We start from the raw sequence: 12,340 nt of genomic DNA, 5'->3' as shown, positions 1-12,340 counted from the left end.
GTATGTGCAGACCTGCCGGGGACCAAAACGACCCTGAAGGCAGACGTGCAAGCGAATAAGCAATTTAGAATAAAGGGGCGAAAATGATGGAGACATCCACGCTTTCACGCAGGAAAACGGGCGTTGGCCTGCTTGAATTTGCCATGAACAACAAGGCGCTTTTGATCGCCGTTGTCCTGGTTGTCATTGCAAGCATTCTCTCACCGAATTTTTTCACCACCCGCAACATCTTCAACATTCTGCGCCAGATTTCCGCGTCGGTGGTGCTGGGAGCGGGATTCACGCTGGTGTTGGCGTCGGGAAACCTCGATTTGTCGGTCGGTCTGATGCTGGGCATGATCGGCATCATCATGGCGAAGCTCGACACACAGCTGCATGTTCCCTTTCCGGCGATGATTGTAATCTGTGTAGTGGTCGGGGTGATCTGCGGCGCAATCAACGGCTCGATCATCTCATGGTTCAAGCTGCCCGCCTTTGTCGTCACGCTGGCGACTGGCCAGATTTTCAAGGGTATCAACTATGTGGTGAGCAACACCTCGGCGATCTCAGGGCTCACCGGCGGCTTTGAAAAGGTCGGCCAGGGATACATCGGCCCGGTGCCGATCCCGGTCTACATCATGCTGGCGGTGTCGCTGGCAGTCGGAATTGTCTTCTACAAGACGGCCTTTGGCCGCCGCATTCTCGCAGTGGGCGGAAATCCGGACGCCGCAAGAGTCTCGGGACTCAATCTGTCGGCGCTGCGCATCGGGGTGTACGCGATCATGGGCGCCTGTGTGGCCATTGCATCGCTGATTGTGACATCCCGCGCGCTCTCGGCACAGCCGGCGGCGGGCCAGGGCATGGAAATGGACGCCATCGCGGCAGTCGTCATCGGGGGCACGCCGATCGGCGGCGGCTTCGGTAAGCCTGAGGGAACCATTTTCGGCTGCATCATCATCGGTCTTATCAACAACATTCTCAATCTGATGAGCGTCGACACCAACTGGCAGCTGCTCTTCAAGGGCGTTATCATTCTTCTCGCCGTTCTCATGGACTACTCCAGTGAGAAAGTGCTGGCAAAGCTGAGAAACAGAGTGTAACGCAAAAAGGAGTCCCGGAACAATGTTCCGGGACTCCTTTCCTGTCTGTTACGCTTTATTGATAAGCTCCATGACGACTGCGCCTGCGATCATCAGGCCCGCGCAGGAGGGCACCCAGGAGACCGAACCGGGAGTTGCCTTGCGCGTGCCGTCCTGCTGCACAGTGCGCCCGGTCGGCTGCTCCGTGGAGAAGAGGACTTTCGTCTTGCCGAGCCCCCGCCGCACAAGCTCGCGGCGCATGACCCGCGCAAGCGGGCAGACGGATGTCTTATCAATGGTTGTGATGCGAAATTTTGTCGGGTCGAGCTTGTTGCCGGTGCCCATGCTCGAGAGAATCGGGATGCCGCGCGCCGCGGCGGTCTCGATGAGCAGCAGCTTTGAACTGACGGTGTCGATGGCATCCACCGCGTAGTCGAGCGCGGCGGGGAGCAGGGACGCGACATTTTCAGGCCCCACGAACTGCAAAACCGTATGAACCTTTGCACCGGGGTTGATGTCGAGAATGCGCTCGCCGAGCACCTCGGCCTTGTAACGGCCGACAGTGCTGCCAAGAGCGGCGAGCTGACGGTTTCGGTTGCTCTCGGCGACGGTATCGTAATCCACGAGCGTCAGCTCACCGACGCCCGCGCGCGCGAGCCCCTCGGCGACATAGCCGCCGACGCCGCCCACGCCGAACACCGCGACATGGCTTTGGCTGAGCCGCTCGAGCGCTTCGCGGCCGAGAACCAGTTCCGTACGGGAGAACATCCGATCACCTCACAGTTGCCGCCGTGTGCGGCTCTGATCTGCTTTGTCGCCGGTAAAGCGGGAAAGCAGGTTTTCTTACAGTGGTATACCATGAGCGCGAAGCGAACATGGTATATAATATGACCATGTTTTTCAGTTGCCCCGCAAGGGGCGAGAAAAATGGCCTGAATTCCATATAATAGCCACTTTGTGGCTATTATACCATGGAGCGCGAAGCGATCATGGTATTATAATACGGCCATGTTTTTCGGTTGCCCCGCAAGGGGCGAGAAAAACGGCCTGAATTCCATATAATAGCCACTTTGTGGCTATTATACCACAATTGGTTTGCCTTGCAACGGCTCTGTGTGGTAAAGTGTGAGCTGGGAGGAGATCTCATGACGGAAAAACTGTATTATACCACCCCCTACGAGACGCGCTTTGAGGCGAGAGTGATCTCGTGCGTCCGGCAGGGAGATGCCTGGCTGGCGGTGCTCGAGCGCACGCTCTTCTACCCGGAGGGAGGCGGCCAGCCGGCCGACCACGGAACGCTCGGCGGCAGGCGTGTGCTCGACGTGCACGAGCGCGGCGACGATGTGGTGCACACGCTCGACGGGCCGCTGCGCGAGGGGGAACTTGTCGAGGGCCTTGTCGACTGGCCGCGCCGCTTTTCTCTGATGCAGCACCACTCGGCTGAACACATGGTCTCGGGAACTGTACACAGGCTGTTCGGCTTTGACAACGTCGGCTTTCACATGGGAGGCGACTGCGTCACCATGGATTTTTCGGGTCCGCTGGAGCAATCCCAACTCGACGAGGTGGAGGACACCGTCAACCGCGGCATCTGGGAGAACCGGGCTCTTCGCTGCTTTTATCCCGGAAGAGAGGCGCTCGGTGCGCTTTCCTACCGTAGCAAGAAGGAGCTCGACGGGGAGGTGCGCCTTGTGGAGGTGCCGGAGTACGACCTGTGCGCCTGCTGCGGGCTTCACGTCGCGAGAACGGGGGAGATCGGCCTTGTCAAGCTGACGGGTTCCCAGCGCTACAAGGGCGGCACGCGGGTGTCAATGCTCTGTGGGGAGCGGGCTCTTGCGGACTACCGGGAGCGAAATGCCCAGGCGCGGGAGCTCTCGGCTCTCTATTCGGCAAGGGTCCATGAAATTGTCCCGGCAGCTGCGCGCGTGCTCGCCGAGCGCGACGAGTGGAAAGCGCGCTGCGCAGCGCTGGAACGCGAACTCTTTGCCCGGCGCGCCGAGGCCTACGCGGGGCGCGACACGGTCTGCGTCATCGAGGAGGGGCTCAGTCCTGCCGGCTGCCGCCTCTTCGGCGAGGCGCTCATGGCCCGCTGCGGGCTCGCCGTTGTTCTCGGCGGCAGCGAGGGGGCGCGCTGCTACGCCGTGGCGAGCGCATCGTGTGATGTGCGCCCCATTGTCAAGGAGGCAAACGCCGCTCTGATGGGGCGCGGCGGCGGAAATGCGCAGCTCGCCCAGGGCTCTTTTGCCGCGCCGGACGAAGCAATCAAAGAGCATTTCAAGCGGAAGGAAAAGAGCTGCGAATCGGCCGGCTGACCGGGGCGAACCACATGCCGACAGAAGCGGTGTTTTATAGAATTTGGAATTACTTATAAAAAAGCGGGGCAGCTCATTGCTGCCCCGCTTTTCTGTGTCAATTGTGCGGCCATGGATGCGTGGGAGGATGCCTTTTACCCGTGTTTCCTGTACCGAAATGTATCTGTTCAGCCGTTGAGATAATCCGCCGCAACCTGAGCATAGAGTGCGACGCCGGTGCGGAAGCTGTTCTCGTCAAATACGACGCGGTCGCTGTGCTGCGGATACTCCCCTCCGGCACCGACCATGGCAAAAGAGGCCTTGCACAGAGGTGTGTACTCGGCAAAATCCTCCCCGCCCATCGTGGCGGGAACCTCGATGAGCATTGCAGGGTTGTCGATGATCTTCGCCGCCGCGCCGCGCGCAAGTTCCACGGACTCGGCATCGTTGACCAGTACCTCTGTCATCATCTCATATTCGACCTCGGCCTTGCAGCGGAACGTCTCAGCTGTATTTTCCGCAATCCGTTTGACGATGTCAGGCAGACTGTGATGGAGGTCGTAGTCGTAGCTGCGAATGGTTCCCTCCATATTGGCTTCGCCCGAGACAATGTTGAAGCGGCTGCCGGACTCCAGCTTGCCGACGGTGACAACCAGCGGCTTTTCGGGGTCGACCTCACGGCTGACGATGGTCTGCAAATTCATCACGATGGCGGCCGCTGCGACAGTGGCGTCGCAGCCCATCTGCGGCATTGCCCCGTGGGAGGCTTTTCCGACAACTTTGATGCGGAAGACATCAGCGGAGGCAGCAGAGGCGCCGTGGCGCATACCGACCACACCGACGGGCATCTTTGCCGCAATGTGAATGCCGAAAATGTAGTCGACACCGTCGAGCGCGCCCTGCTCAATTACCTTTTTGGCTCCGCCGGCAACCTCTTCGGCCGGCTGGAACAGCAGTTTGACCGTGCCGCACAACTCGTCTTTCACGCGGTTGAGCACCATTGCTGCACCCATCAGCATGGCGGCGTGTGTATCATGGCCGCATGCATGCATGAGTCCCTCGTTTTGAGAGGCAAAGTCAAGCCCCGTCTTTTCCGTGATGCTCAGCGCGTCAATGTCGGCGCGCAGCGCAACAGTTTTGCCGGGCTTTCCGCCCTTGATTTCGCCGATCAGGCCGGTGGGTTCAAAGCGCCGGTACGGAATTCCCATTTCATCAAGGGCCTTTGCGATCTGGTCTGTTGTGCGAAACTCCTGAAAGCTTGCCTCGGGGTGCATGTGGAGATCACGGCGAAACGCAATGACCTTGTCCTCCACTTCGCGCGCTAAACTTTTGATATCCATAGAGGTTCTCCTTTGCTTTTACATTAGAATTTAAAGGAATTTGATCAGAATGCCCGCAATGAAAACGGACACAATGGTAACACTCGTAAAGCCGGCGATCAGCATCTTCGGCATAATCTGAGAACTCACTACAGCACGCTCCGTGGGATCACTGATGTTGTTGTCCAGCGCTTCGTTGGTGAGCATGACGTTAATCGGGAACCCGAAGAACGCGTTGAGCACAATGACATAGGACATGTAGAAGCTCTGCTTGAACACTTTGCTGGCGATCAGAGCCATCACGGCCATGGCGGCGGCGCTCATCAGGACCAGGCTGATGGCGATGCCAAACACCGGGAAGATGGTCTCGGGAGTCGAAGCAGAGAGGCCGCCGAACAGATACAGCATCAGCAGCGTCATGGCAAGCCCATAGGAGTTTGCCTTTGTCAGAGCATCCGTCTCGATCACTTTGGTCTCATGTGCGGCAAAGCCGAGAATGAGGCACCAGACATACATGGAGATATAGCCTTTGGTGAGAACCTGGAGATAGTAGGAAATCAGGACAATGACCGCAAGCTTGAGCAGAGTGAGATTTGTGCTGGTCATCTTTTTCTTGCCCTGAGCGGCGCCGTCGGCACCTGCGCTTGCAGGAGCTTTCAGCTCACCTCTTTTATACAGCGCTGAGAGACGTCTGGTCTCTTTGTTCAGGCAGAATGCGCCGAGGGGATATCCCACCAGGCACTGGACCGCCATACAGACAACAGCGATCAGCGCTGCCTGCGTATTGCCGGCGGCCTCCGCCGCCGCGCGGACCATTGCGGTGGCAATTGCGGCGCCGCAGATCGGCGGGGCAGCTGCAACAGCGTTGCTCCAGCCAAATAGCGCAGCACCCGCCGTGAGACAGATGACGATGATGGATGCAAGGCCCATCAGTGCAATCAAAACAGTTCTCCACTGTGCGGCCATCTCCCGGCGACCAATCAATGTGCCAAGATTGGCGACAAGCAGACCGGAAATAATTTGGAAAAGTGTCGCCGAGACACCGGCACGGGCAACCAGATCAGCGGGCAAAATGGTCCAAAAGCCTGCGCAAAGCAACAGGGTAATAACGAGAGCGCTCGGAAACCAGCCCTTGGTGGCCTTGGTGATCACTTCACCGATCACCATGACCAGAAGCATAACGGCAAGAGCGCCGAATGGTGTAAATTCAATTGTCAAAACAAGTTCCCCCTTTTTATTTACTGCTGTTATTTTTGCCCAATCGTTTTATTAACTCTACTACTCCACAATGTAAAAGTCAATGTTTCATTTTGTCTTTTGGTGAATATAGATAGATCTTTTAGGCGATTTTGGGAGAAATAGTATTTTTATTTGACAAAATGGAAAAACGTCATAAAATTAATGGTGAGCAGCGGCCCTGTGAAACTGCCGCGTCAGTTTGTGATGAAAAGCCCGATAAAATACCCGAATACCTTGATTGATTGGATTATGGAGGGAGATTGCGATGTACACCTGCGCATCCTGCACCGTTCACGCCTGCCGTACGGGGGAGCGTGACAAGCTGCCGAAGAACTGCCCCATCCGAAACGGCGAGCTGATGGAGACCGCGTTTGAACAGTATGGGACCGAGGAAAACCACCGTTTCTACGTCGAGTCGTCAAAGATTGAATCGGCCGGCTATGGGCAGTGGCCCCGCATACGCGAGATCATCGAATTTGCCCGCAACATGGGCTATGAGAAGCTGGGCGTTGCGTTTTGCAGCGGACTTGCCGAAGAGGGGCGCATCGCCTGCGACATTCTGCGCCGCCACGGCTTTACCGTGGTTTCGGTCATCTGCAAATCAGGCTCCATCCCCAAGGAGCGCGCGGGGCTTCAGGACAGTGAGAAAGTCCGCCCCGGACGGTTTGAGCCCATGTGCAATCCCATTGCCCAGGCCATGCTGCTCAACGAGCAGAAGACACAGTTCAACATCGTCATCGGCCTGTGCGTCGGCCACGATTCTCTGTTTTACCGCTATGCCGATGCACCGGTCACAACGCTTGTCACCAAGGACCGTGTCCTCGCGCACAACCCGGCGGGCGCTCTGTACTGCGCAAACTCCTATTTTAAGTCGAAACTGTGAACTGTAACCAGTTTTTGTGGAGTTTTTGTCACATAACTTGACAACATTCACAAAAAAAGTCATACTGTTGATAGGGCAGAATCCTGTCCCATTTGGAATAAGAGAGGTGACACCATGAACAGCAATACCGTCATCACCATCAGCCGTGAGTTCGGAAGCGGCGGGCACCTGGTCGGCGAAAAACTCGCGAAGGAGCTCGGGATTCCGTTTTACGACAACGAGCTGATCCTGCTTGCCGTCAATGAGAGCGGCCTTGGGCAGGAACTCTTTGAAAACATGGAAGAAAAACCGACGACCAGCTTTCTCTATTCCCTCTCCATGATGTCGAGTACGGCCGGCACCTATAGCATGCCGCTCAACGACAAGGTCTTTCTCGTGCAGTCTGACACCATTCGCAAAGTGGCTGAGAAAGGCCCCTGCGTCATTGTGGGGCGCTGTGCGGACTATGTGCTCGAAAACCGCAGCAATGTGGTCAATGTGTTCATTCACAGTCCCTTTGAAAAGCGGGTCGAGCGCATCATGCAGGAGCGCAATCTCCCGCGGGAAAAAGCGGAGAGCACGGTCAGCAAGTCCTCGAAAAAACGCGCTACCTACTACAACTATTACACCGGTAAAAAGTGGGGAGATGTGAACAACTACCACCTTGCCATCGATGACAGCGAGGTCGGGATTGACGGCGCGGTAAAACTGATTTTGGAGTATTTGAACCACCTGTAAACGATTTTTTCAGACGGGACGGGCCATTTGGTCCGCCCCGTCTGCGTTTGACAGGATTCGGCGGCGGGTCTATAATAAATATCTGCAAATGACAAAGTGTACTATGGGGCGGCCAGCTTGCCGGAGTTTCTGCTGAAACACGGTGTGTTTGCCGCTGCAGAGAAGTGCACTTTTGAAGAGGGGAACGGGTCATGATACGACTGATTGCCTGCGATGTCGACGGTACGCTTGTGCCGGACGGCACAGCGCAGATCAACACCGAAATTTATGATGTCATCCGCAGACTCAAGTCCATGGGCGTGGTATTTGCCGTTGCGAGCGGGCGGCAGTTTGCGAGTGTCGAGCGGCTCTTTGAGCCGGTGCGTGATGAAATTCTCTATATCACCGACAATGGCGGGTTTGTGCGCAGCGCAAGCGAGGTCTATTCTTCCACCCCTCTCACACAGAAGGAAATTACGGGCCTCGTGCGCGACGGGCGCCGGCTGCCGGGCTGTGACATTATGCTCTGTGGGCAGGATTGGGCCTACGCCGCGCGTGAGGACACACCCATGTTTCGCTGGCTGCGCGACTGCTACCGATACAATGTCAGGGCGGTTGGTGATCTGACAAAGCCCATTGACGATGCGATCGTAAAGCTCTCTGTCTACCACCCGGACGGCGCGGGAAAAGTCTGTGCCGACTCCTTTACGCCGAAGTGGTCAAAGGTCGTCAAGGTGACCGAGGGGGGACACGAGTGGGTCGACTGTATGTCTCTTGAGACAAACAAGGGCGCGGCGCTGCGAAGTCTGCAAAAACGTCTGGGTGTCACACGGGAGGAGACCATGGCTTTCGGGGACAATCTCAATGACCTGGAGCTTCTTGCCGAGGCAAAATACAGCTGTGCAGTCGGCAATGCTCACAGCGCGGTCAAGCAGGCGGCAAGCCGTGTCGTCGACACCAATGTCAACGACGGAGTGCTCAAGACACTTCGGGAACTTCTCGGTTCAATGGGGTAAACAGATCGCCTGCCACAAGGCAGGCGATTTTTGATGGGGGGAAGATCAGTGCAGAGTGTAACACAACAGGAGAACAGAGAGCAGCCGCCGGCGAAGAAGAGCCTGTGGACACTCTTCTGGGTCATGTTTAAAATCGGAGCGTTTACCTTTGGTGGCGGGTGGAGCATTGTCGCCCAGGTCGACCGCGAATTTGTGCAAAAGCGCGGTTGGATCACGTCGCAGGAGCTCGTCGACTTCACCACCGTCGGGCGGTCTCTGCCGGGGGTCATGGTCATCAACACAGCAGTGCTCTTCGGGCGAAGCACGGCGGGGATCATCGGCGCGCTGGTGGCGGCGGTCGGTGTCGCCATGCCCTCGGTCATCACCATTGCGGTCATCACGGTCTGCTACGACGCGGTGGCCCACAATCCCCTTGTGGCCCGTGCCATGCGCGGGGTGCGCGCCGCCGTGATTCCGATCATACTGGGAGCGCTCTTCTCTCTGCGAAAGGCGTCGCTGGTCAACCGCTTTTCCTATCTTGTGGCGGCTGCGGCGTTTGTCGTCAGCCTGTTTACCGGTGTGAGCGCAATTCTCGTTGTCGCCTCAGGCGCCGCCTTGGGACTGCTGTTGAGAGGAGGTCGCGGGCGTGATTTACCTTGAACTCTTCACTGTGTTTGTCAAAATCGGTTTTTGCTGCTTTGGCGGGCTTGCCATGATTCCAGTCATCAGCGCCGAGATGGTCAGCCACGCATGGCTCACCCTCGATGAGGTGGCGGATATCGTGGCCATTGCCGAGATGACGCCGGGCGCCATCGGCATCAACTCGGCGACTTTTGCGGGTATGAAGATGGCGGGTGTATCCGGGGCGGTCGTCGCCTCGCTCGGCGTGATGGTGCCGTCGCTGACACTCTGCCTGCTCGCGGGTTTCTTTTTGCAAAAGCTCAAGGGGAACCCGCTGCTCGACAACGCCCTGCGCGGAATCCGTCCGGTCTGCATGGGAATGATCGCATCGGTGGTCGTCACCATGAGCATCGAAAACTTTTTTCCGCAGGGGGCGTTTTGCTGGCAGGCGCTTCTCATCGCCGCGGCGGTCTTTCTTCTGCAGCGGCGTTTCCATGCAGGAGTGCCCGTGCAAATCGGGTTCGCTGCTGTGCTGGGCCTGATTTTATTTTCCATATAAATAGAGCGCAGAGGCGTATTGCCTCTGCGCTTTTGTCTTTTGTCAACGTATGATTTTCACCGCCGAGGGAAGCACACGGATCTCGCTGCGCCGCCCGCCGGGCGCGTACTCGCCGTCGAGTGTCCAGGCGATGTCCTCATCAAATTGAAAGGTGATGTGATCCGTGTGGAAAAAGCGAACGTGGGTCTCATCATATTTTCTGTGGGTGACGCCGTAGAGAATCCGGCGCAGATCATCCGGATTTTTCGGGTTTCGCACAAGCAGCACCTCAAACTTGCCGTCGTGCAGGCTGACTTCATTCTCGCGCAGCTTGATGACCCCGGCGATGGAGGTGGAGTTGGTCACACTGCCAAACAGATACTCGCCCTCAAAGCTGCCCTCGCCCTCCGCCTCAACTTTGGCACGGTAGGGGCGCAGATCACCCACGCTGCGGATGCCGTCGAGAATGTAGGCAAAGTGGCCAAAGCGATTTTTCAGCCACTGGGGCGTGGCGTAGGACACTTTGGTAAAAGCGCCGAAAGAGGCAACATAGGAAAAGTAGCGCCCGCCGTCGAACAGACCGACATCGTGCCCTGCGGCACTGCCGGTGAGAACGGTCTGCGCCGCTTCTCGAATGCGCCGGGGAAGCTTCAGGTTGTTGGCCATGTCGTTGGTGCTGCCCGCCGGGACATAGCCGATGGGGATGTCCGCTCCCGACTGGATGAGACCTGTGACAACCTCGCTGAGCGTGCCGTCGCCGCCGCAGCAGATGACCATGTCATACTCCGGCGCGAGACGCCTGACCGTCGCGGTGGCATCACCGCGGCCGCCGGTAGTCTGCACCGTCGCCGTGCAGCCGTAGTGGCACAGCTGTTCGACGATATCGAAGAGGCCCGAGCGGGAGCGGCGCTTGCCCGCCACGGGGTTGACGATGAGCAGCACCTTGCTGATGCCGACCGACTCCACGAAATCGCCTCCCCTTTTTGTATCTGTTTTCAGTATACCGCCGCAGCGGTGGCTTGACAAGTAAAAATGTCAGGCAAAAAGATGTATAAACTCCCTTTCGGACAAATATACATAGTCCATGAGAAACCATGTACCTGCGTATATTGCGTCGCCAAACGACGATCGAAAAGGAGAGAATAGTATGGAACAAAACCAGAGAGAAGAGCTGAAATACTGCCAGACCGTCTTTCGCGGCACCGCCGAGGCCTCGAGCGAGGCCGACATCATCGTTCCGGACTACTGCCCGGACGTCGAGCGAATCGTCCGCGTGGACGCATCGCCCATGATCCGCCAGAAATTTGCCGCAAAGGACAAGATCACCGTGATCGGCGCGGCCGAGGTGCATGTGCTCTATCTGCCGGAGAACGGCGGGTCGCTGCGCTGCCTGAATCACACACTCGAGTTTTCTGCCGAGTTTGACGCCAAGGGTGTCACGCCCGAGAGCACAGTCATGGCCGACGCGCGGCTGAGCTATGTCAACTGCCATGTGCTGAATTCCCGCAAGCTGACGCTCAAGGCGGGCGTCGCGATCACCGTGCGCGCCGACCGCGTCGGCGCCGTGCCGCTGCTGTATCCCGAGGCGGACGACTCCGGCGAAGTGTGCGTGCTGCCCGAGGAGCACGAGTGCGACATCTTCCTCGGGGAGACCTCGCACGAGTTCACCGTGGCCGAGGACATTGAAATCCCCGCCGACAAACCGGCCATTGCGACCTACTGCCGCAGCGATGCGACAGCGATGGTGGATGAGTACAAGGTCATCGACGACAAAATTGTGCTCAAGGGCCATGTGCTGGTCGATACCATCTATGTCGGGGACCTCGAGAGTGGCGAGATCGTCTGTTTGCAAAGCGAGATTCCGTTCAACCAAATTGTCGAGCTTGCGGGCATCACCGAGAGCGCGATCGCCTTTGTTAATTTGACTGTGACCGGCCAGAAATTTGACATCTATGAAAACGACAGCAGTGAGAGCCGTGTCATCACGGCGAACATCGAGCTCGAGGCGACGGTGGAGGCATACTGCCGCGAGCGGGTGGCGCTGGTCGCCGACGCCTATGCGACCCGCCATGAGTGCACGCTCAAAAACGAGAATCTGGTCATGCCGGATGTGTTGGTGTTTGAGCGGGTGGCCGCGGCCGTCAAGGAGAGCGTCCAGTCGAATGAGGAGCTGTCAAGCTGCATTCCCTCGAGCTGCTTTGCCGTGGTCGACGGCATCACCAAGGAGGGCAATACCCTGAAAATTGCAGGGACGCTTCACGCCTCGGCTCTCGGCAAAACCGCCGACGGGGTGGTGAATTTCGACCACACGGCTCCCTTTACGGCAGCAGTGCCCTTTGAGCGCGACTGCACAAGTCTCGATTACAGCTGCACCTGCAGCGTGGTGAAGTTCTCCGCCGTCATGGCGACCCCGTACAGCGTTGAAATCCGCGCTGACATCCAGTGCAACCTGATGCTCAAGTGCGGCCAGAAGCTCTCGTTTGTCTCCGAAATCGAGGTCGATGAGAGCCGCCCGATTGCCGACGCGAGCAAGTATCTGGTGCTCTACTACCCGACCCAGGGCGAGAGCCTTTGGGACATTGCCAAGCGGTACCGCTCGAGCGTTGAGGCCATGCGTGAGCTCAACCACTGCGAGGGCGATACGGCCGAGCAGAATATGCTGATGATTCCGCGTCGCCGCTGACGCGCAGGGAGGACAGT

At 57.7% G+C, this 12,340-nt stretch carries 12 protein-coding genes; 8 read left to right on the top strand and 4 right to left on the bottom strand.

Annotated elements, in window-relative coordinates; translation table 11 throughout:
- Positions 1–86: 86 nt before the first annotated feature.
- Positions 87–1,079 carry an ABC transporter permease gene (locus tag H8695_RS04665; RefSeq protein WP_249299739.1) on the top strand — a complete coding sequence of 331 codons (993 nt, stop codon included), beginning with the start codon at positions 87–89 and terminating at the stop codon, positions 1,077–1,079.
- A 48-nt stretch (positions 1,080–1,127) separates the two neighbouring features.
- Here H8695_RS04665 and H8695_RS04660 read toward each other — a convergent pair whose 3' ends face one another.
- Positions 1,128–1,826, bottom strand: a complete 699-nt coding sequence (locus H8695_RS04660; RefSeq protein ID WP_249299738.1) for a tRNA threonylcarbamoyladenosine dehydratase — start codon at positions 1,824–1,826, stop codon at positions 1,128–1,130.
- A 377-nt stretch (positions 1,827–2,203) separates the two neighbouring features.
- On the opposite strand from H8695_RS04660, the gene H8695_RS04655 reads away from it, so the two are divergent.
- The gene (locus tag H8695_RS04655; protein ID WP_249299737.1) at positions 2,204–3,370 is read left to right on the top strand and encodes an alanyl-tRNA editing protein; all 1,167 of its coding nucleotides are present in this window, start codon (positions 2,204–2,206) and stop codon (positions 3,368–3,370) included.
- A 167-nt stretch (positions 3,371–3,537) separates the two neighbouring features.
- Here H8695_RS04655 and H8695_RS04650 read toward each other — a convergent pair whose 3' ends face one another.
- Positions 3,538–4,689, bottom strand: a complete 1,152-nt coding sequence (locus tag H8695_RS04650; RefSeq protein WP_249299736.1) for a M20 metallopeptidase family protein — start codon at positions 4,687–4,689, stop codon at positions 3,538–3,540.
- A 30-nt stretch (positions 4,690–4,719) separates the two neighbouring features.
- Positions 4,720–5,886 (bottom strand): hypothetical protein, encoded by a 1,167-nt coding sequence (locus tag H8695_RS04645; protein WP_249299735.1) that lies wholly within the window; start codon positions 5,884–5,886, stop codon positions 4,720–4,722.
- Positions 5,887–6,172: 286 nt separating this feature from the next.
- On the opposite strand from H8695_RS04645, the gene H8695_RS04640 reads away from it, so the two are divergent.
- The 5 genes from H8695_RS04640 (at position 6,173) to H8695_RS04620 (ending at position 9,661) form a co-directional block, all read left to right on the top strand.
- Entirely contained in the window at positions 6,173–6,790 is a 618-nt protein-coding gene (locus H8695_RS04640; protein WP_249299733.1) for a DUF1847 domain-containing protein, read from the top strand.
- 114 nt (positions 6,791–6,904) lie between these two features.
- Positions 6,905–7,507: a cytidylate kinase-like family protein gene (locus H8695_RS04635; RefSeq protein WP_249299731.1), complete on the top strand. Its 603-nt coding sequence runs from the start codon at positions 6,905–6,907 to the stop codon at positions 7,505–7,507.
- A gap of 191 nt (positions 7,508–7,698) precedes the next feature.
- Positions 7,699–8,502, top strand: a complete 804-nt coding sequence (locus tag H8695_RS04630) for an HAD family hydrolase (protein ID WP_249299727.1) — start codon at positions 7,699–7,701, stop codon at positions 8,500–8,502.
- Between the two features lie 48 nt (positions 8,503–8,550).
- On the top strand, positions 8,551–9,141 hold the full coding sequence (locus H8695_RS04625) for a chromate transporter (RefSeq protein ID WP_249299725.1): 591 nt from the start codon (positions 8,551–8,553) through the stop codon (positions 9,139–9,141).
- The gene (locus H8695_RS04620) at positions 9,128–9,661 is read left to right on the top strand and encodes a chromate transporter (RefSeq protein WP_249299724.1); all 534 of its coding nucleotides are present in this window, start codon (positions 9,128–9,130) and stop codon (positions 9,659–9,661) included. The genes H8695_RS04625 and H8695_RS04620 overlap by 14 nt, the downstream gene beginning before the upstream one ends.
- 42 nt (positions 9,662–9,703) lie before the next feature.
- Here H8695_RS04620 and H8695_RS04615 read toward each other — a convergent pair whose 3' ends face one another.
- The gene (locus H8695_RS04615) at positions 9,704–10,606 is read right to left on the bottom strand and encodes a YegS/Rv2252/BmrU family lipid kinase (RefSeq protein ID WP_249299723.1); all 903 of its coding nucleotides are present in this window, start codon (positions 10,604–10,606) and stop codon (positions 9,704–9,706) included.
- Positions 10,607–10,787: 181 nt separating this feature from the next.
- Here H8695_RS04615 and H8695_RS04610 point away from each other — a divergent pair, with 181 nt between their 5' ends.
- Complete coding sequence (locus H8695_RS04610; protein WP_249299722.1) at positions 10,788–12,323, top strand: DUF3794 domain-containing protein; 1,536 nt, start codon at positions 10,788–10,790, stop codon at positions 12,321–12,323.
- Positions 12,324–12,340: the final 17 nt, after the last annotated feature.

The sequence above is a fragment of the Feifania hominis genome, from assembly GCF_014384765.1.
In the GTDB taxonomy this organism is placed as follows: Bacteria; Bacillota; Clostridia; order Oscillospirales; family Feifaniaceae; genus Feifania; species Feifania hominis.
Note: the sequence above shows the minus strand (reverse complement) of the source record. Positions and strands in the feature narration are given on the sequence as shown.

What these genes read in the sequence shown, in the direction of transcription:
- H8695_RS04610 (WP_249299722.1), top strand. Translation starts at nt 10,788, where the DNA reads ATGGAACAAAACCAGAGAGAAGAGCTGAAATACTGCCAGACCGTCTTT.
- H8695_RS04640 (WP_249299733.1), top strand. Translation starts at nt 6,173, where the DNA reads ATGTACACCTGCGCATCCTGCACCGTTCACGCCTGCCGTACGGGGGAG.
- H8695_RS04630 (WP_249299727.1), top strand. Translation starts at nt 7,699, where the DNA reads ATGATACGACTGATTGCCTGCGATGTCGACGGTACGCTTGTGCCGGAC.
- H8695_RS04660 (WP_249299738.1), bottom strand. Translation starts at nt 1,826, where the DNA reads ATGTTCTCCCGTACGGAACTGGTTCTCGGCCGCGAAGCGCTCGAGCGG.
- H8695_RS04635 (WP_249299731.1), top strand. Translation starts at nt 6,905, where the DNA reads ATGAACAGCAATACCGTCATCACCATCAGCCGTGAGTTCGGAAGCGGC.
- H8695_RS04665 (WP_249299739.1), top strand. Translation starts at nt 87, where the DNA reads ATGGAGACATCCACGCTTTCACGCAGGAAAACGGGCGTTGGCCTGCTT.
- H8695_RS04655 (WP_249299737.1), top strand. Translation starts at nt 2,204, where the DNA reads ATGACGGAAAAACTGTATTATACCACCCCCTACGAGACGCGCTTTGAG.
- H8695_RS04650 (WP_249299736.1), bottom strand. Translation starts at nt 4,689, where the DNA reads ATGGATATCAAAAGTTTAGCGCGCGAAGTGGAGGACAAGGTCATTGCG.